The 18,198-nt window shown below is 40.5% G+C and carries 18 protein-coding genes; 7 read left to right on the forward strand and 11 right to left on the reverse strand.

The annotated features are described in order from the left end of the window. Window positions 1–22 precede the first annotated feature (22 nt). From H7844_10320 to H7844_10335, 4 genes are all read right to left on the reverse strand, one after another. Window positions 23–901, reverse strand: coding sequence for a hypothetical protein (locus H7844_10320; protein MEO5357678.1), 879 nt, complete (start codon window positions 899–901; stop codon window positions 23–25). Further along, a complete protein-coding gene (locus tag H7844_10325; GenBank protein ID MEO5357679.1) occupies window positions 898–2,103 on the reverse strand; it encodes a flippase in 1,206 nt (401 codons plus the stop codon). The genes H7844_10320 and H7844_10325 overlap by 4 nt, the downstream gene beginning before the upstream one ends. Before the next feature lie 161 nt (window positions 2,104–2,264). Then, window positions 2,265–3,086 (reverse strand): fumarate hydratase, encoded by an 822-nt coding sequence (locus H7844_10330; protein ID MEO5357680.1) that lies wholly within the window; start codon window positions 3,084–3,086, stop codon window positions 2,265–2,267. 3 nt (window positions 3,087–3,089) lie between these two features. Further along, on the reverse strand, window positions 3,090–4,031 hold the full coding sequence (locus H7844_10335) for a peptidylprolyl isomerase (GenBank protein MEO5357681.1): 942 nt from the start codon (window positions 4,029–4,031) through the stop codon (window positions 3,090–3,092). Between the two features lie 293 nt (window positions 4,032–4,324). Here H7844_10335 and H7844_10340 point away from each other — a divergent pair, with 293 nt between their 5' ends. Beyond that, window positions 4,325–4,981, forward strand: coding sequence for a Crp/Fnr family transcriptional regulator (locus tag H7844_10340; protein MEO5357682.1), 657 nt, complete (start codon window positions 4,325–4,327; stop codon window positions 4,979–4,981). Window positions 4,982–5,030: 49 nt separating this feature from the next. Here the strand turns inward: H7844_10340 and H7844_10345 are convergent, their stop codons facing one another. The 3 genes from H7844_10345 to H7844_10355 all read right to left on the reverse strand — a co-directional run bounded on the left by H7844_10345 (window position 5,031) and on the right by H7844_10355 (window position 6,180). Continuing rightward, window positions 5,031–5,267, reverse strand: coding sequence for a hypothetical protein (locus H7844_10345; GenBank protein MEO5357683.1), 237 nt, complete (start codon window positions 5,265–5,267; stop codon window positions 5,031–5,033). 16 nt (window positions 5,268–5,283) lie between these two features. Then, window positions 5,284–5,505, reverse strand: coding sequence for a hypothetical protein (locus tag H7844_10350; GenBank protein ID MEO5357684.1), 222 nt, complete (start codon window positions 5,503–5,505; stop codon window positions 5,284–5,286). Window positions 5,506–5,586: 81 nt separating this feature from the next. Continuing rightward, window positions 5,587–6,180, reverse strand: coding sequence for an NlpC/P60 family protein (locus tag H7844_10355; protein MEO5357685.1), 594 nt, complete (start codon window positions 6,178–6,180; stop codon window positions 5,587–5,589). Between the two features lie 126 nt (window positions 6,181–6,306). Here H7844_10355 and greA point away from each other — a divergent pair, with 126 nt between their 5' ends. From greA to H7844_10375, 4 genes are all read left to right on the forward strand, one after another. Beyond that, the gene (greA, locus tag H7844_10360) at window positions 6,307–6,780 is read left to right on the forward strand and encodes a transcription elongation factor GreA (protein MEO5357686.1); all 474 of its coding nucleotides are present in this window, start codon (window positions 6,307–6,309) and stop codon (window positions 6,778–6,780) included. A gap of 222 nt (window positions 6,781–7,002) precedes the next feature. After that, window positions 7,003–8,643 (forward strand): methyl-accepting chemotaxis protein, encoded by a 1,641-nt coding sequence (locus tag H7844_10365; protein ID MEO5357687.1) that lies wholly within the window; start codon window positions 7,003–7,005, stop codon window positions 8,641–8,643. A 96-nt stretch (window positions 8,644–8,739) separates the two neighbouring features. After that, window positions 8,740–10,302 carry a citramalate synthase gene (gene cimA, locus H7844_10370; GenBank protein ID MEO5357688.1) on the forward strand — a complete coding sequence of 521 codons (1,563 nt, stop codon included), beginning with the start codon at window positions 8,740–8,742 and terminating at the stop codon, window positions 10,300–10,302. Window positions 10,303–10,375: 73 nt separating this feature from the next. After that, a complete protein-coding gene (locus H7844_10375; GenBank protein ID MEO5357689.1) occupies window positions 10,376–11,242 on the forward strand; it encodes a cyclic nucleotide-binding domain-containing protein in 867 nt (288 codons plus the stop codon). On the opposite strand, the gene H7844_10380 is transcribed toward H7844_10375, so the two are convergent. Beyond that, the gene (locus tag H7844_10380) at window positions 11,219–12,805 is read right to left on the reverse strand and encodes a response regulator (GenBank protein MEO5357690.1); all 1,587 of its coding nucleotides are present in this window, start codon (window positions 12,803–12,805) and stop codon (window positions 11,219–11,221) included. The genes H7844_10375 and H7844_10380 overlap by 24 nt on opposite strands. 59 nt (window positions 12,806–12,864) lie before the next feature. Continuing rightward, a complete protein-coding gene (gene crcB, locus H7844_10385; GenBank protein ID MEO5357691.1) occupies window positions 12,865–13,242 on the reverse strand; it encodes a fluoride efflux transporter CrcB in 378 nt (125 codons plus the stop codon). Between the two features lie 75 nt (window positions 13,243–13,317). On the opposite strand from crcB, the gene H7844_10390 reads away from it, so the two are divergent. Further along, window positions 13,318–13,983: a cation transporter gene (locus H7844_10390; GenBank protein MEO5357692.1), complete on the forward strand. Its 666-nt coding sequence runs from the start codon at window positions 13,318–13,320 to the stop codon at window positions 13,981–13,983. A gap of 255 nt (window positions 13,984–14,238) precedes the next feature. Next, window positions 14,239–15,729 carry a hypothetical protein gene (locus H7844_10395; GenBank protein MEO5357693.1) on the forward strand — a complete coding sequence of 497 codons (1,491 nt, stop codon included), beginning with the start codon at window positions 14,239–14,241 and terminating at the stop codon, window positions 15,727–15,729. Window positions 15,730–15,911: 182 nt separating this feature from the next. On the opposite strand, the gene H7844_10400 is transcribed toward H7844_10395, so the two are convergent. Together H7844_10400 and H7844_10405 are read right to left on the reverse strand one after the other, a co-directional pair. Next, a complete protein-coding gene (locus H7844_10400) occupies window positions 15,912–17,558 on the reverse strand; it encodes a tetratricopeptide repeat protein (protein ID MEO5357694.1) in 1,647 nt (548 codons plus the stop codon). A 225-nt stretch (window positions 17,559–17,783) separates the two neighbouring features. Continuing rightward, window positions 17,784–18,167: a hypothetical protein gene (locus tag H7844_10405; GenBank protein ID MEO5357695.1), complete on the reverse strand. Its 384-nt coding sequence runs from the start codon at window positions 18,165–18,167 to the stop codon at window positions 17,784–17,786. Between the last annotated feature and the right edge of the window lie 31 nt (window positions 18,168–18,198).

An 18,198-nucleotide genomic window follows, 5' to 3' on the forward strand; every position in this document is an offset into this window, starting at 1 on the left:
AACGCTATGTTAGCACAGCATTTTATCGAAAATCAAGCCAACCGTCATTTATGAGTCTTCTCAGCGTTATCTTCAGATACCGGCAGATTTCAGGGCTCTTTGCATATGGTAATATTCTAAGGAAATTAAATAATTGAAAAAGGTTATAGTGCTTTAAATAGAAATCATATTTTTTAAAATGGTTATGAATTTTTTCATCTATATATTTCATAATTAGTAACAGTCTTGTTTTGTCATAATCTGATTCAATGAAATTTAATGACCAGTTAAAGCACGTATCCTGCCTCACTTTTACAATGTCTTGAAGCGGAGTTTCTATAAAATTATCCAGAAAATCTATAAGCACCAGACAGTCTTTACCAAAAAGTATATTAGAAAAAGTTAAATCTCCGTGACAGGGGCCTAAGGGCAGTCCGGTATAATCATCAATAGAAAATACTATCTTATCAAGTTTACCGGCAATCTCCGTTTTGATATCTGTCAGCAGTGGATTTAACATTATCTTTTGCCTGATATCCGAATATTTTTCTAAAAATACTTCTTTTTTAACAGCCTTAATGGTACAACTTTTTATGTTTCCCTCGATAAAGGCAATAATGCGGCTTAAAATCAAGTCAATATCGTATTTTGATGAAATTTGCAGATGCGTAACGTAATCATTGCAATTGTAGTAGTCCATGTAGAAGCAGTATGTGGTATCATTCCGGTAATCTCCATGTATTTTGGGAATTATTATATAATTTAAATTATTTTTCTGATAAAATATTTCCTGTTTTTCCTTCTGTTTTCTAAGCCTTGGGATATAATTACCTTCAGAGGTGCTTTTCTTAACTTTGTATCTGCCCTGAAGACCAATGACCTCAATATCACAGCCTGAGTTGCCTTTAATTTTTATATTCATAGTTTAAATAACCTATTATACAGAAACAAGAAAGATAAAAAGAAAACCAGAAGTTCGGCTGCTATAGTGGCAATGGCTGCACCGTTTAGGCTGTATTGCGGTATAAGAAGAAAGTTAAGAGCTACATTTGAAACAGCACCGGCTGAGGTGGCAATCAGCTGAAGCCTCTGGAGATTCCACAGTGTCAGGGTGTTGGCAAATGTGCCGGCAAGGGCCGATGAAAACGGCACTATACTGAGGACCCTTAATATCTCTACGGATTGGATGTAACTCTCACCGTATAAAAATAAAATAATTTCCTTAGACCAAATGTAAACTGCAACAGAGAAAAAGAAACCTATCAGGATGTTGGTTAAAGCATATTCCAAAAACACTTTTTTGTCAAAAGGGTGTTTTGATAACTTTGGAGTACAGGCATATTGCCAAAACACATTTAAAGATATAGCAAGAAGAATAACTTTATAAGCTGCCGAGTAAATACCTACGCTTCTGTCGTTTGTCAAAAAGGCAAGCATTACAGCATCTATATTGTAATAAATCAAAGCCATAAGATGAATCAAAATCACCGGATAAGACTCTTTAAACAGTTTTTTTGAAAAATTAAAATCAAAAACTAATCTTGTTACTAAATTATCCCTTTTAACAAAGTACAAGGACAGTGGGGTAACTATAAGCGGTGAAATTGTAAAAATCCATGCAACAGTTAAAAAGTTTTCAGCGCCTTTTACAAATATAAAAAGTAAAATAACTATAAAAAGCGCTCTTAGGCTTTGCAAGGCTGATATTATATACATTTTTTCAAGACCCTGAAAAAACCAGTCCAGTTGCAGGATGTTTATCATCAAAACAATGCCATAGATTATAATGAAAGACTTTGTCTCAAGTGGTTTATTAATTAAGACCACGGTAAAAAGCAATAATAAAAAAGAGACTACAGAAAAAATCACTTTTAAAACCAAAATATTTGCCAACAGTTTTCCTGATGCAACATCCCCCTTTGCTGCATCTCGTGCCCCTGTTATGTCAAGGCCGAATGTGGCCAAAAGTGCAAAGTATGAAACCAGCGACTGCGTAAAAGAAAGTATGCCCAGCCCCTCCACACTTATAAGCCGTGCCATGTAAATGAAAGCTATATAGTAAAGCCCCCTTGAGAGAAGTTCACCAATAACTAAAACAGAGTAATTTTTGACTACCGGTTTCATCGTGCGGCGCTTATCTTATTTCAGGCAGCCGTAATAGATTTGAATAAACAAAGTATCTGTTATACCAAGCTGCATTCATTCGATTAACTCACACACCTATTAAATATATGCCGGTGCTCAATCGAAATGCAAAGTATAACAATCGTTATAAGCGGCTGTGATTAGCTCCAGATGAGACGTCCTCTTCTTAATGCCCAACAGGAGACTGAAACATCAACCAAAAAAGAAAAACTGTGAAGATTAATCGTAGCTGCTTTTACACCAAGAAATGGGGTTCTGCCGCCGCAGGCTGATTGCCCTGTTGCACGCAGGTTTAACCCCTCAAATAACTCCTGTTCAAGCAGCGCAAGCTCCGGCTTCGGGTTTTTATCCGATAACTTGCGGAGCAACTGCTTTTTTGACAAGGCAGCTACCTGCGTCCGTTCAGAGCCGATACCTACCCCTAACACACACGGAGGGCAGAGCTTAGAGGCACTATCTGTCAACACATCGAACAAAGTCTCTTTAACAGAAGTAAAATCTCCGGAAAAAGTCTGCTTTATTGAAAAAAACATTCCGGCATTTTCACAATCAGCCCCATTTAGGAGTAAATCCACTACAAGAGAGGCACCATCCGTCTCCTCAAAAAAAATAACCGGAACCGGTAAAGAGGGTGATTGCTCACCCTCTTTAGTACTGCTAAGTGTTGGAATCTTTTTGTAAGCTGCACCGGTTCCATCTAAAATTATTTCTGCAATTTCTCTTCTGTTAAGGGAGCGCGGCATGTTTACCCAAAACACAGGTACTCCCGCCTCAGGACACAGCGGTTTACGGTTAGCCCTTGAATCCTTTATCTGTTCAAGGATAACGTTAAAAGACTCCCTGCCGCTGCTGCCTTCACTCTCCCTGCTGTGCGCCTCTTTTATGGCGTTTTCAACATCAGGAGGAATCGAGGTCACCACCTTTTTAAAAAGCTCAACTATGCCGTCTTTAAGTTTTAACACAGACTATTTTTTATCTTGTTGTGCCGGCGGTGCACCATGTCCGGGCGGAAGCGCTCCACCTGCTTCAGGTTTAACTCCAATATGCTTTGATATAAAATCATCCAGTACCTTCTGATCCACTGTCACCGTGTAGCCCTTCTCCACCTGAGCTAAATAGGCATCAAAAGCTTTTTTCTGTTTATCCTGAGTCAAAAACTGCATTATCATGTTTTTAGAAGCCTCAAACTCAAGTTTTTTTGGTGGCTGAACTTCTGTTAGTTTAATGATATGGTAACCGAACTGGGTTTTCACTATGTCGCTAATCTCACCTTTTTTCATAGAGAACACAACCTTGTCAAATTCCGGGACCATCTGTCCCATCGCAAAGAGTCCAAGGTCGCCGTCTTTCTCGGCTGACATCTTATCAAGGGATTTTTCCTTTGCCAGCTTTCCAAAATCGTCACCTTTCTTGATTTTAGCTAAAACCTCTTTGGCCTCATCCTCTGTCTTAACTAAAATGTGGCTTGCCTTTCTCTGTTCCGTTACCTCAAAGTCTTTAGGATTTTTATCGTAATAGTCTTTGGCTTCCTCAGGGCTGACCTTTATACCTTCTGCTCCAACGTTCCTTGAAACAAGAGAATTTATTAAATTACCCTTTTTGAAATCTTCCACCCTTTTTATGTAAATAGGGTCTTTGTCAAGTCCGGCTTTTTTAGCCTCAAGGTATAACATTTCTCTTTTCTTTAATTCATCAACCAGCTTGCTTATACCCTCTTTGCCTGTAAACATCTGTTTGACATTTGGCGGCAGGCTTGCTAATTCATCCTGAAGTTGATCGTCTGTAATCGTTACATCCCCAATTTTAATTACAGCTGTGCCGGTTTGCTTAATTCCTGTGTCGCCTGACTTCCCACATGCAAAAAGAAGCACCAACACCATTGACAAGTAAAAGAGTCTTTTCATCATTACCTCTCCTTAATTTTAGTTAACAGTCTTAATAATCTAACACTTTTTAGTTTTTTTTGTAAATAACACACATGTACCATAGAACCGGTATAGAAAAACCGGCAGCCCGCTAAAAGAGGACTTTTTATTTTTTTCGGTTCCACTTTGAATGCAGCTTGGTATTAGACTGAGGCTGCATGAATGCTGCATTACAATATCCGCCGGAGCATATTGCAAGCGCTTCAATGAAGTTGTATAAGTGTTTTAACTTTGTTTATAATCTACACTACTAAGTAAAAGGGAGAGCGGCACGGATGAAGTTAAAAGAGATACCTTTTTTTGAAAGCCTGTCGGATAGCGAATTAAAGGAAATAGAACCATATATCCAGCTTGTATCATTAAAGAAAAAGGAATCAGTTTTTACTGAGGGAGACAAGTCGGATTGGTTTTACATAGTGGATACGGGTAAAGTTAAAATTACCAAACTGTCACAGGACGGAAAAGAGCTGATTCTTGAGATTGTGCAAAGTGGAGAGCTTTTTGGGGCTTTGGCCGTTTTGCGTGGTTTTCCGTATCCGGCAAATGCTATTGTTATGGAAAATGCAACAGTTGTCAGGATTTTGCGTAAGAATTTATTCAGAATTCTCGACAGATTCCCAATTATAATGTTTCAGATTACTTCAATAATGGGAGAGCGTATGAAAAACTCCCACGAAATGTTAAAAAACATAGCGCTTGAACGGGTGGAATCAAGAATTGCCTCCCTGCTTTTGAAATTATCCGATAAATCCTCAACGCCTGGACAGATTGATATTAAATTAACCAAGCAGGACATTGCCGACATGGTTGGAACAACTGTTGAGACCTCAATCAGAACCCTTAGTAAATTTAAAAAAGAAGGTTTGATAACCGACAAAAAAGGATTACACGTAATTACAGACAAAGAAGGGCTTGCGCAGTATGCCAACTAAAAGCAGCTTCATGGATGAACTGATAATTCTCTGAGAAATTACTAACTTCTCAGGAACAAGCTGCGGGTTTGCTTTTAAGCCATGCCGGCACAGGTATCCCCTTGTCTTCCATGCTCTCAATAATGATATCTCTCGTTGAGGGCTTAACTCCACCGCAATAGAGCCTGCTGTAACCCTTACTCAAGTTAATGGCGGCAAGCAAATATATAAGCCCTATCGGCAACAGAAAAGGAAGCAAAGGAATCAACAGAATCACTCCTGCAATTATAAATGTTTTCTTCTTCATATACTATTTTAGTTTTTCATCCAATATCTTTTTCATGTGAGATATTGCTTGCTTTAAGGTTTATTTCGATTTTTTCTATATAGCCATTAATTTCTTCAATTTTTTTAGCAGCGTAACTTCTAAACTCTCTGAAATCACCTACTAACTGGTACAGTATGATGGCTTGCTTATCGTCAGGTTTAGAAGTGTCGGCAACATCAAGCATAACCTCAATGACCACTTTTTTTAAAAGCGCCATTATCTCCGGTGATCTCAATTCATCTGCAGTGACCATGTATGATTATACCATTAAATTGTATTTATTTCAACTTAATTTTAATTAATATTTTGGCTGAGTTTCCATGAAAACTATCTCTTTCCATCTTCTGAAAGAATCAAAATGTTTTTTCCAGTAAAATTCCCATGCCTCAGACTTAGTGGAGCGTTCCACCACGCCTGCCTGCGATGAGGCCTGCACAAAGTACACCACTGCTCCGGAGGTACGCGTTATTACCCCTACATGGTTTTGCTTGTTCTTACCGTCCACAAAGAACATCAAATCACCGGCTTTAATCTCAGCTTTTTTAATTTCATAAGACAAGTCATATATTCTGTCGGAGGACACATAATATGGTCTAAACTCAAAGCCGCTGCCTGTTAGTGAGTTTCTTGTTACGGCGCATATGAGGTTAGAGCAGTCGGAGTAAGAGCTTATGTCAGGGTTGGCGCCCGTTTTGTACTGCTTTCCTATATAGAGTCTGGATGTGCCATAAACATTTTTTTCCAGAATATCATATGGCGTCTTTTCTTTCTCTGTAGCAGGCTCAGGCTGCCGTATGGCCTTTTGAGAGCATCCGGCAGACAAAGCTAACACAAAAAAAACAGTTGCCGTTATAAAAAACCTGTATATGCCGTTGCTGTGTCCGTTATCCATTGTGTACTAGTATAAGCTATATTTTATGTAAAAAATCAATAGTTTGGGCTTCAGGCGGCTGTGTTTTGTTTTTCATTTATGATACAATATCTCCGAATGCTTTGACAGAGGCAACTGGAGGAACTTATGGAAAGAATACCGATGACGCCTGAGGGCTACAAAAAGATGAAAGATGAACTGGACAGGCTGCTTAAGATAGAAAGACCGCAAAACATAAAGGACATAGCCACGGCAAGGGCACACGGGGATTTGTCTGAAAACGCAGAGTATCATGCGGCACGCGAGAAGCAATCATTTATAGAGGGCAGAATTCAGGAACTCCAGGCAAAAACCGCTAAAGCTCAGGTCATAGACCCATCAAAGGTCAAGCATGACAAGGTCGCTTTCGGCGCAAAAGTAAAACTCTTTGACCTTGAAACTGATGAGGAAAAGGAGTACTTCCTGGTCGGCCCGGATGAGACAGACGTTAAAGACGGCAAAATATCCATTACATCGCCGGTTGCCAAGGCGCTTTTGGGTAAAGAGGTCGGGGATGAGGTAACAATACAGGCCCCGGGAAAGACTTTTAAGTACGAGGTGGTTGAAATCATCTTTGAGTAACCCTAACATCCGCATATCCTAAAAATATAAATACTTAATACCTGATAGCTGTATTTTTAAGGTTATCTAAACATACAATTATGATATATAATTTTTGCGTGCTAATAAAAAAAATTGTTGTAAAATTAAGAAATTGTTGTAAAATAGCGCATAATTTAAAAGGGTAGGCAGATTAGGGCTTTAATAAATAAAAACTGTTGATAATATGGAGGAATGCAAACAATGTTTAAGAACTGGTCTATAACTACTAAAACCCTGGTACCGATACTTGTTTTTACAACTCTTGGTATGATATGCAACATTTTTTTTGCTGTAAAAATATCCAAAGATATGATAATTGATGAGATTAAAGACGGAGCGATAAAAGGCTACAGGGAGACTGTGCTAAACGGCTTGACGACAATGATGCTTACAGGGTCAATAAATGCTTCAAAAAAGCCCTTTTTAGATCAAATGAAAAACTTAATAGATTTAAAAGTGTTAAGAACGGAGTCTATAGATAAAGATTTTGGAACAAACGCCACCGATGATCATGTTTCCGATGAAATAGAAAAGCAGGTAGTGAGCACAGGGAAAGAGGTTGTAGTAATAACCGGTGATTACCTAAGGGGAGTATATCCCTACACAGCAAAAAAGGATTTCATGGGCAAAAACTGCCTTGAATGCCACAGTGCCAGCGAGGGAGAGGTTATCGGAGCAATCAGTATAAAGGTGCCGCTTGCTGAAAAAATGGCGAAATTAAGGCGGCTTCAGCTCATATTTATTCTTTTAGGATTATTAGGAATAGTAGGTATATCTGTGATATTTACAGTTATTTTTAAGAAAACCCATAAACCGTTAAAAGACTTATCAGTATCTCTTGAGCGGATAGCCGACGGCGATCTTGAATGCTATTTTGAGTACCACTCAAAGGATGAAATAGGAACACTTTCAGATGGATTTAATAAGATGACAGGCAAATTACGGGAGATAGTGAACGAACTGAAAAACCTTGCCGACGGTGTTGCCTCATCAAGTGAGAAACTAAGCAGCAGTTCAGGGAAAATGTCAGTGGATACGACAAGTCAGGCTGAAAAAACGGTTCAGGTGGCAACGGCGGTGGAGGAAATGACTCAAACCATTATTGACATAGCAAGGAATTCATCAACAATAGCCTCATCAGCCAACTCAACCATGGCTGTGGCAAAAGACGGCTCATCGGTGGTGGATAAGACCAGAGATGAAGTAAAGAAAATAGAAGTCACGGTTAAGGACTCCGCCACGATGATAGAGTCTCTGGGACAGCGTTCAAGCCAGATAGGGGAAATTGTAAATGTTATAAATGATATAGCGGACCAGACAAACCTTCTAGCTTTAAATGCAGCCATTGAGGCGGCAAGGGCCGGGGAGCAGGGAAGAGGGTTTGCCGTGGTTGCCGATGAGGTTAGAAAGCTGGCGGAAAAAACCGGTAAGGCAACAACCGAGATAAGTGAAATGATCCGTGCTATTCAGGGTGAAACCGGCAAGGCTATTTCATCAATGAAGGAAAGCCTGCAACGGGTGGAGGCGGGGGTGGATTACTCCACAAAGGCAGGGGAGTCACTGAGGTCAATAGTAACAAGTGTAACAGAGCTTCAATCCATGGTTCAGAGTATTGCATCGGCAACAGAGGAGATGTCAACCGTCTCGGGGCAAATTACCGAGGATATAGACACCCTTGCTAAAAACTCAAGAGATACATCCGTTTGCTCAGACGTAGTCTCAACAGCAGCGGCCCAGCTTGTCACCGTGTCGCAGCATCTGAGAAAAATTGCGTCTCAGTTTAAAACATCCGACTCCGGTGCGGGCTCTAAACATGACAGACAGCTCTCACTGCCGCATTGATTTTTTAAGTGGTATTTATACAGAGCTTTCCCGGGAATGCGACAGAGGTGGCGGATAGATTGACAAAGACTCTGTAAAATGCTATAAAAGAACACTGTGGATACGGTGGAGATTTACGATACGACACTGCGGGATGGAGCGCAGTCTGAGGATATATCTTTCTCGGTTGAGGATAAGTTACGGATAACCGAGGTGCTGGATGAATTCGGCATTCCTTTTGTAGAGGGGGGCTGGCCCGGCTCTAATCCCCGGGATATCGAATATTTTAAGGAAGTCAAAAAGTTAAAGCTAAAAACAGCACAAATTGTTGCTTTTGGCAGCACCCACAGGTTCGGGCATCCGGTTTCTAAAGATACAAACATAAAGCATCTCCTTGCCGCTGAAACGCCGGTGATTACAATTTTCGGGAAGACCTGGGATCTACATGTAAAAGAGGCTCTGAAAATTACACTGGACGACAATCTAAAGTTAATCCACGACTCAGTTGTGTATCTTAAAAAGCATGTTGAAAAGGTATTTTTCGATGCCGAACACTTTTATCAGGGATATTTATGCAACTCAGAGTACGCACTCAGGTGTCTCAAAGCAGCCGAGGAAGCGGGGGCGGACTGCTTGGTGCTTTGCGAAACAAACGGTGGGTGCCTGCCTGATGATATAAGGCTCATTACACGTGAGGTCAGAAGCAAGACCGCACAACGCCTCGGCATTCATGCCCATAACGACTCCGACTGTGCTGTGGCAAACTCAATTGAGGCGGTTTTGGGGCAAGTGCAGCAGGTACAGGGTACAATTAACGGTATCGGTGAACGCTGCGGAAATGCTAATCTGTGTTCCATAATTCCGAACCTCCAGCTTAAGCGCAAAATCAACTGTATTGACGAGGGGAAATTAAAAAATTTGAGGAATGTTTCCCGTTTTGTTACCGAGATAGCAAACCAGAGCCACATAAAGAGACAGCCGTTTGTCGGTGACAGTGCCTTTGCCCATAAGGGTGGGATACATGTAAGCGCCATAAGGGCGTGTGCCGGCACCTATGAGCATATTAATCCTGAGGTTGTGGGTAATACCCAGAGAGTGCTGGTATCGGATCTGGCAGGGAAAAGCACGATTTTAAGAAAAGCAGAGGAGTTTGGCATAGACATTGAGAGCTCGCAAGGCACCTCAGAGCTTTTACATAAACTGAAAGCGCTGGAAAAACAAGGATTTCAGTTTGAGGGTGCTGAGGCATCCTTTGAACTTATGATTAAAAAAAGCACCGGTAAGTACAAGGAGGCCTTTGAGCTGCTGGGATTCAGGGTCATAGTGGATAAGTGGGGACGCGATAAGGAGTGCTTAATTGAGGCTACCATCAAACTAAAACTCCCTGACGGCACGGTGATTCACACGGCCTCGGAGGGAAACGGCCCTGTTAATGCACTTGACAATGCAATAAGAAAGGCCTTAAACGGGTACTATCCCGAGCTTAAATCTGTAAAATTGCTTGACTATAAGGTAAGGGTACTCCAGGGTGGAAGCGGTACGGCCACCGGAGTGAGGGTTTTAATAGAGTCCGGTGATGACTCAGCAAAATGGGGCACAGTTGGTGTTAGTGAAAATGTTATTGAAGCCTCATGGCAAGCCCTTATTGACAGTATAGAGTATAAACTGCTTAAAGATTAGCCCGCCTTTGCACACTGCTGCAATCCTGCCCATATCATTGACATTTAACAACAGATAATATAAAATCAATTGTATGGGCGGCGAACTTAGGATATTAGTGTTGATTCATGACCAGAGGGGTCTTGACTTTGCCAAAGGAACCCTTAGTTACATGGGCTACCCTAATACTTCCGGTGTAACAAAGCCGTCAAGCGTTTTCAATATCCTTAAAAACGAATCATACGAGATACTAATGGCTGATTACCCCACTGTTAACACGTATGAGGATAATTTTTTTAAACACCTCAGGGAACGCCACACCATAAGAGTTATTCTTCTTATAGACTCTGAAATGGATGCCGCCGAGCTTAAAAAAATGTACAAAGAGGGAGTCAGCGCAATTTTACAGTATCCGTATCAGATTGATGACGTTAAAAAGGCGATAGACGATGCAATAAGAAGTGTTCCTATGGCTATAACCAAGACTGTCAGAAAAATCAGGGATCTGGACTTTTTTTCCATCCTCACGGATGAGGAGTTGATGTCACTTCTGAGGATTTCCAAATGCAGAAAGTATGCCGAGGGGGATTTGATTTTTGACGAGGGTCAGGTTGGTGACAGGTTTTACGTAATAGTGGACGGGGTCATAAGCATTTCAAAAAGAATCGGGAAGAAACGGGAAGAGACTCTGGCAAGGCTCAAAAGGGGTAGCTGCTTTGGTGAAATGGCCATACTGGATGGACAACCTCGTTCCGCTAGGGCTAAAGCTTTTGACGATGTGGTTTTGCTTGAATTTGACAAACGAATTATGGAAGGCTATGACGATATAATCACACTTAAGTTATTTAAGAAACTGGCTCATGTCTTTAGCAGAAGGCTCAGGGGAGCAACGGCAAAGATCAAGGAAATGGTACTTACCTCTGCGGCTAAGGACGGCTTATCCGGCACTCCCGTCCTCTGATATATTTAATTGTATCGTAAAGGCGGCGCCGTCACCTTTATTTGATGCGCTGAGTTTACCACCCATGTTTTTTTCTATTATTGTCCTTGACATGTACATGCCAATGCCGGTACCCTTTTTTTCATCTTTTGTTGTAAACCAGGCGTTAAAGAGTTTTCCCATTGCCTCAGGAGAAATTCCGCCGCCGTCGTCACATATTTCTACCTCAACTTTGCTGCCTAAACGTCTTACCGATATGTCTATCCTGCCGGATTTGCGGGCGCCGGTCACTGCCCGGTTTTCCTCTATGGCGTCACGCGCGTTATTGATTATATTAAAAATTACCTGCTTAAACTCGTTCTGATAACCCACTACCTCTAATGTGCCGTTGTCATTAAAGTCTGAATTAACCTTAATACTGAGGCTTTTCAGCATAGCGTCAAACAACAAGAGGGTTTCCCTGATTGATTGTACAAGGTTAAATGCTTCTTTTTTCTTTGACGGCCTCAGGAAGTTTCTGAAAGCCTCGATTGCTTTTGACATAAAATCTATCTGAATCATAGAATCCTCTACTGAGTTTTTCATATAGTCGCTGTCAAGCTGGTTTGCGGCAAGAGCGTCCTGAAGGTCAAAAAATATAAGCGAGATGGCATTAAGGGGCTGTCTCCATTGGTGGGCAATCGCCCCTATCATCTCACCCATGGCAGCCATTTTAGATTGTTGAACTAACAGGTGATCCTGTTCTCTGAGTTTTCGTGTCTCCTCAATTACCCGCTCCTCAAGGGTTTTATTTAACTGCAGGATTTCCATCTCATATTCCTTTTCACTTGTGATGTCAACCATATCTACAAGGCCGCAAAACACGCCCTTGTACTCTACCGTATCCGTAAGGAGTCTCACCCATTTGGTCTTTCCTACTTTTGTGATTAACTCCATCTCTTCATACTCATGCGGCATCTTCACGCCCTTAAGCTGCCAAAACACCTGCTCCCTTATTGTCTGCCGCCACCTCTGTCCCATAAAATCCCATAAATGCATATTTAAAAGCTCCGCTACCTTGTAGCCGGTTATAGTCTGCATTGCAGGATTTACATATAAGAATTTCTCTCTATGCAGACCGACTCCAAAGGCGGAACTCTCAGCAAGTTTTTTGAATAAATCGTGGCTTTCTCTAAATGTCTTCTCAGCCGCTACTACCTCTGAACAGCGGTTTAATGTATTAAGGAGTTTGTCAATATTAATAGGTTTTATAACATATTGGCTTACGCCAAGGTCTATTGCCTCAACAAACATATCCTTGTCACTAAAAGCGCTGGTTATAATTATCTGAGCTTTAGGATTATGTTTTTTAATCTCCCTTGCCATATCCAAACCATTCATTTTCGGCATACGGATATCGGTTATTACAATATCAGGGCGGTATGCAACGTACATGTACACCCCCTCCCTGCCGTTTGATGCAAGGTAAACGCTGCGGCAGCACCTCATTAACGACTCTCCGACAGAGAGTCTTACCGCCGCCTCATCCTCCACATACAAAACACTCATCTCGTTTAAAATGCCGCTCTGTTCTTTGTCAAACATTGTCACCGTCTATATTAAATACAGGTATTGTAACAAAACCGATAGCCATTGCGTAACACCTACATGAGTTTAGCAATGAACTCTCCCGATTTAAGGGCAATAAAGCCGGCAATTACGCTTAATAATACATTCAGGGCGGCATACAAGAACTCCCCGCCCTCTATCAACTGCCCCGTTTCGTACTCAAAGGTGGAAAACGTGGTGTATGCCCCAAGGAATCCAACAACAAGAAACAACCTCCACTGTGGATTAACCATGTACTTCTCTGTAAAAAGCGACATTATCAGGGCAACAGCAAAACTTCCGCTTACATTTATGATGAGAGTTCCCCATGGAAAATTTATCCCCAGGCGCCTTCCAATAAAAACACTCATAATGTAGCGGACAATAGCGCCGAGGAATCCGCCTGTTCCTACTATTAAATAATTTTTATACACATTATTTGCTTTATGTTTAGTTTATGGTATTTTAGCATTTTAATAAAGAAAGGTGATGTGTTAATCTTAATAAGAATGAAATTTTCTTTTAAAGACAGGGAAGGATTGTTGGGTGCGGCGTATTTACTTGCTTTGATAACAGTGTTTTATAACATTGCAGAGGGGATCGTCTCAGTGTATTTTGGGCTGGATGATGATACAATGTCGCTCTTTGGATTTGGGCTGGACTCCTTTGCCGAGGTGGTTTCCGGCATCGGCATATGGCATATGATCAGGCGGATGAAAGGCGCTGAAAATATAAGCGGTGTTACTCAGGATGCTTTTGAAGAGACAGCCTTAAAAGTCACCGGCTGGGCATTTTATATTTTAGCAACCGGACTTGCTGTTAGCGCAATCTATAACTTTATATCCGGCAAAAAGCCGGTAACCACAGTGGCTGGGGCAATAGTGGCGGTAGCTTCGATAGTTTCTATGTCGGCTCTTATTTACTATAAAAATAAGGTTGGAAGGGCTCTTGGTTCGGAGCCGATACTGGCAGATGCAGCCTGTACGCGCACATGTCTCTATCTCTCGGTAGTGCTGCTTTTGGCAAGTGCCGGTTATGAGATTACTAAGATAGCAGGGATAGACAGTATCGGCGCTATAGCCATAGCAGTGTTTTCTATTAAAGAGGGTAAAGAGGCATTTGATAAGGCTAAAAATAAAGGAAAATGCGCCTGTTCATCCTGTGGCTGTAAGTGAGCTTAAGCCTCTTTGTTTGTGTTGACAGTTATACGTGCTTTATCTACAATCTTATTTAAGGTGTAAATTTCAATTTCACACGCCTCAGGGCGGAAGCAGGATACTATAATAACGGTTGAAAGCAACAGATTGCCTTTAAACAAGGCATTATTTGTCATTCTTATAATTGTCTATTCCTTTGTATTTATAAAGGTGATAAATTATCATGCAGGGATTGTATTTTATCCGCACCAATTGGACCCTGAAGAGTTAGGAATGGTTCTATCTACCGATTCTCTGCTTAAAGGCAAAAATCCATATGATTTTGTAAACCAGCCAATGTATCTTAATCACTACGGCATCGTGTACAACTATATGGTAATCCCTATACACAAGTTAATAAAAATCATTTATCCTGCCGTCAATGGCGCACTCATTTTGTCACACAGAATGACTTCCGCTCTTTTTATTGTTTTATCTCTTGCTCTTTTTGCTTTGGTTATGTATGCACAGAGGCATAAAATTATATATGTTTATGGAGCAGTTATTGTACAATATGTCTCTTTATTACTCTTTAGCACTCCGCTTTCCAAGCCTGACGCTACCGGAACTTTTCTGTATTTATTAAGTGTTTTTATCCCGTGGCGGTTTAATTTCTCCGCCGCCGCTGTAATTATTAGTATTATTTTGGGAATTTCAGGGTTTTATACAAAAATGTATTTTGTTATCGGCACTGTTATTGTCATATCATATGTAGTCCTGTTTATTTCTAAAAAAACGGGACTGATATATGCTGCTTACTTTGGCGTTTCATTTATTGTCTCTGCACTAATCATCAATTATATGTATGAGTCATATTTTTACGATGTGCTGATATTGCATCTCTATAATAATCCGTTGCGCATAGATATGATGATAAAGCAATCAGCATGGTTTATGCTATGTAATTTCGGCCTTGTTATGTATTTATTGATTTCGTTAAGCAATAATCGATCTTATGCCGATGTGTTTAAGTATTTCAGAGATATGAACTTTCTAAACATGGGGGATCCTGTTTTTGCAAATAAAATCGATTTATTTTCATACGCAGCCCTTATAACTTTTTTGATGCTGGAGCTCAGGTTAGCCTGTAACGCCTCGTGGATGACTTACTATTTTCAGCTTTTTTTACCTTTTTTTCTTCTTACCGTGCTCAATATAAAAATTGATTTTCTTAAATCAGCAACGTTGTTAGCCGCATTGTTGAGCTTAAACATATACAGTAGTTACTCTTTCTGTTTATACTCAAAACTAATAACACCGTTAACATTTGTAATGGATTTGCCCTCAAAGAGGTTCAGATCGGCGGGCTTGAAAAATCACTGGAAATTTATCAACAAGCTGGTTGAGGCAAATAGAAATGTTCTCGTATCAAAACACTTTAATTTTGTAGTTTTCAACATAGGCGGCAGAGTGTATGACACAGGTATCAACAGCTATCTTGACAGTACAATACCTAAGAGCAGGTTATTGAAAAAATTTTTTCCTGCTAATTTGCAACAGCGTAATAAAAATTTTGTAAATGACATTAATAATAAAATAAGTGAAAAGTATTTTGACCTGCTTATACTGACATATTCTAAAGGGGAGGGTGCTGAGCGTATATTTTTCATCCCATGGTACATTCATGACGTTACGCTCTTTAGCAGTTACGATAAGAGCGGCCATTATTTTTCAACAGAGCAGTTGGCAAACTATGAATTTATGGTTTTTACTCCTAAAAAATAGCCGGTGCACAGCCACGGTGATATTGCTCCCCAACAGTAGGGTAATACATCATAATACCAATTCTAATTCAAAAGTATAACGAGGCGGCAAGGAACAAGCGACGCCTCCCCTTACAGGGGATTCCCCTTTTAGGGGAGACGTTGAGGAGCTTGTGACGAAGCCAACAAAGTTAGACAAATGAATTAGAATTGGAATAAGTATTTTTCAGCTTCATCATAGCGCTTTAATTTAATCAGGGAATTGTAGAGCGCATTGAATGCCTCTGTGTCGGCTGGATCTTTTTTAAGATGCTCCTGAAGAAAATAAACAGCCCTGTCATGTTGGTTAATCTTTATCAGTGAAAGTGCAATCTGTTTATCTTTGTCTTTGCCCATATATGATGAGATGAGCATATGTACTGCAGCCTCATCCGGCAATCCCTTTTTCATAAGTGCAAGGTACATGGAATAGTTGATTTTTCTGCTTGTAGGTACGATACTAAGTCCGCGCGAAAATGCCTCTATAGCCTCATCCGTGCGTCCTGCTTCCATAAGAGCTAATCCGTAATTGTTATAAGCTACGAAATTATAGGGCGATACCTTTATCGCCTGCTTATATAGGCTTTGGGAATCCCTCCATGAAGACGTTTGAAAATATGTCAATACGCAAAGAGCCGAAACAAAAAGAATAAAAACAGGAATAAAGAAGTACCTTGTTTTTGGAAATCTTTTTATTAAGTCTTTAATACCAAAGCTCAACATTATATATATTCCCATCATTGGTATATATGTGTATCTATCGGACATGGGGGCAAGCCCGATCTGAACAATCTGTATAACCGGCACAAGAGTACCAATATAAAAGAACCATCCGGTAATCAGGTATGGATACAGTTTTGATTTCCAAAGAGCAAAAGCTGTAATTAGCAGCAATGCCGCAGCTTTTAAGATTATGGCAGGCCCGGGTGTCAGGGCAATGTAGGGATATATAACTGCAAGACCTGTTGGATAGGCCAGCTTAATTAAATACTCTATGTAGGAGTTTATGGAGTTAAGAATCCTGAGTCCGGCAGGGAAAACCGTGAAATCAGAGATCACACCGGCATCGTGTTGTAGTTTGAAGGTTATAATTGATGACAGCAGCGTAAAGACAAGAAAAGGCAACTTTTCAGTAAAAATTACTTGCCACCGTGTATTATTTAGCCTCTTAAGCGGCCAGAAATCTATTAATAATAGAACAAACGGTAAAGTTACAGCCATTGGTTTGGACATTAAGGCAAAGATAAAAAAAAGGATGGATAAAAGATAAAGATTTCTTTTGTGCTCTGCTGCGTATTTTAAGTAACATATTATGCTTAAAAGCCAAAAGAGTGTAGAAAGAAGGTTTTTTCTTTCAGAAATCCATGCAACGGATTCCACACCCAAAGGATGCACAGCAAAGACGGTGGCGGCACCGGTAGCTACAAATACATTACCCTCCGATATGAGCCAAAACAGCCTAAACAACAAACAAATATTTATAAGGTGAATAATCAGGTTTGTAAAATGGTGCCCCCCGGCACTCATACCAAACACAGAGACATCAGCCATGTGGGAAACCCATGTCAGCGGAAACCAGTTTGAATCATAATCGGCATTCAGTGCCCACTGTATGCCGCTGCCGGTTAAGCCATCAGCTATATTGGGATTTTCCTTTACATACCTGAGGTCGTCGTAGCTTACAAAATCAAAACCTGTAATCTGAATATAGAGGCCGGTTGTTACTATTATAATGAACAAAAGTGCTGAAAGCGCTTTGTTTTTAAAATGTCTTATATCCGGAGAATTTGTTACTTTTAAATTATTGGCCATGGTTATAGCAATGCGTAAATTTCCTAAACATGTCAGGCAGGGGCTTTATATCGGGTTGCATTCATTCGATTAACTTTGTCGGCATCGTCGATGGCTCCTTGACGTCTCCCCTAAGGACAATCCCCTATGAGGAGAGGAGTCGCCTGTTCCCAGCCGCCTGCGTTTACTTCTGAATGCAACTTGGTATAAGGTAAGGAGCAGGCAAGTAAAAATGAAAAGAAAATCTTAAAACCCATAATGGTTGCCGTCGTTACATGTATATCCTGTCAGATTGCGTTTAGGATTAGTAGTGCCCTGAAAACATGACATTCCTACCGATTCACAAGTTCCGGTTGATATTTCCATCTTCAATCCATATGCGATATCTGTTCCGCTTGTGTCACCGGATATATCAACGGAGGTTGAGCCGGATTTAATACTTTTGCCGCTGAAAGTTAATAATGCGGATTTTTTACCGGCTATAGAAATGGTTGTTGAGTTTGGACTCTGAGACGGTGATGTGGATGAGCTGCTTGACATCACAGTAAAGGTAACTGTTGCGCTGTCTGATGTAGTATTTGCTATCCAGCAGTAGGTTACTACGCCGGTATTTGTATGTAAAAAAGGCATATTGTACGTAACGGTTGCATGAACATTAATG

Source organism: Nitrospirae bacterium YQR-1, assembly GCA_039908095.1.
Lineage (GTDB): Bacteria > Nitrospirota > Thermodesulfovibrionia > Thermodesulfovibrionales > Magnetobacteriaceae > Magnetomonas.

Coding starts and splice junctions, on each gene's coding strand:
- H7844_10320 (MEO5357678.1), bottom strand. CDS start 901: ATGAATATAAAAATTAAAGGCAACTCAGGCTGTGATATTGAGGTCATT.
- H7844_10325 (MEO5357679.1), bottom strand. CDS start 2,103: ATGAAACCGGTAGTCAAAAATTACTCTGTTTTAGTTATTGGTGAACTT.
- H7844_10335 (MEO5357681.1), bottom strand. CDS start 4,031: ATGATGAAAAGACTCTTTTACTTGTCAATGGTGTTGGTGCTTCTTTTT.
- H7844_10340 (MEO5357682.1), top strand. CDS start 4,325: ATGAAGTTAAAAGAGATACCTTTTTTTGAAAGCCTGTCGGATAGCGAA.
- H7844_10345 (MEO5357683.1), bottom strand. CDS start 5,267: ATGAAGAAGAAAACATTTATAATTGCAGGAGTGATTCTGTTGATTCCT.
- H7844_10350 (MEO5357684.1), bottom strand. CDS start 5,505: ATGGCGCTTTTAAAAAAAGTGGTCATTGAGGTTATGCTTGATGTTGCC.
- H7844_10355 (MEO5357685.1), bottom strand. CDS start 6,180: ATGGATAACGGACACAGCAACGGCATATACAGGTTTTTTATAACGGCA.
- greA (MEO5357686.1), top strand. CDS start 6,307: ATGGAAAGAATACCGATGACGCCTGAGGGCTACAAAAAGATGAAAGAT.
- H7844_10365 (MEO5357687.1), top strand. CDS start 7,003: ATGTTTAAGAACTGGTCTATAACTACTAAAACCCTGGTACCGATACTT.
- H7844_10375 (MEO5357689.1), top strand. CDS start 10,376: ATGGGCGGCGAACTTAGGATATTAGTGTTGATTCATGACCAGAGGGGT.
- H7844_10380 (MEO5357690.1), bottom strand. CDS start 12,805: ATGTTTGACAAAGAACAGAGCGGCATTTTAAACGAGATGAGTGTTTTG.
- H7844_10390 (MEO5357692.1), top strand. CDS start 13,318: ATGAAATTTTCTTTTAAAGACAGGGAAGGATTGTTGGGTGCGGCGTAT.
- H7844_10395 (MEO5357693.1), top strand. CDS start 14,239: ATGGTTCTATCTACCGATTCTCTGCTTAAAGGCAAAAATCCATATGAT.
- H7844_10400 (MEO5357694.1), bottom strand. CDS start 17,558: ATGGCCAATAATTTAAAAGTAACAAATTCTCCGGATATAAGACATTTT.
- H7844_10405 (MEO5357695.1), bottom strand. CDS start 18,167: ATGCCTTTTTTACATACAAATACCGGCGTAGTAACCTACTGCTGGATA.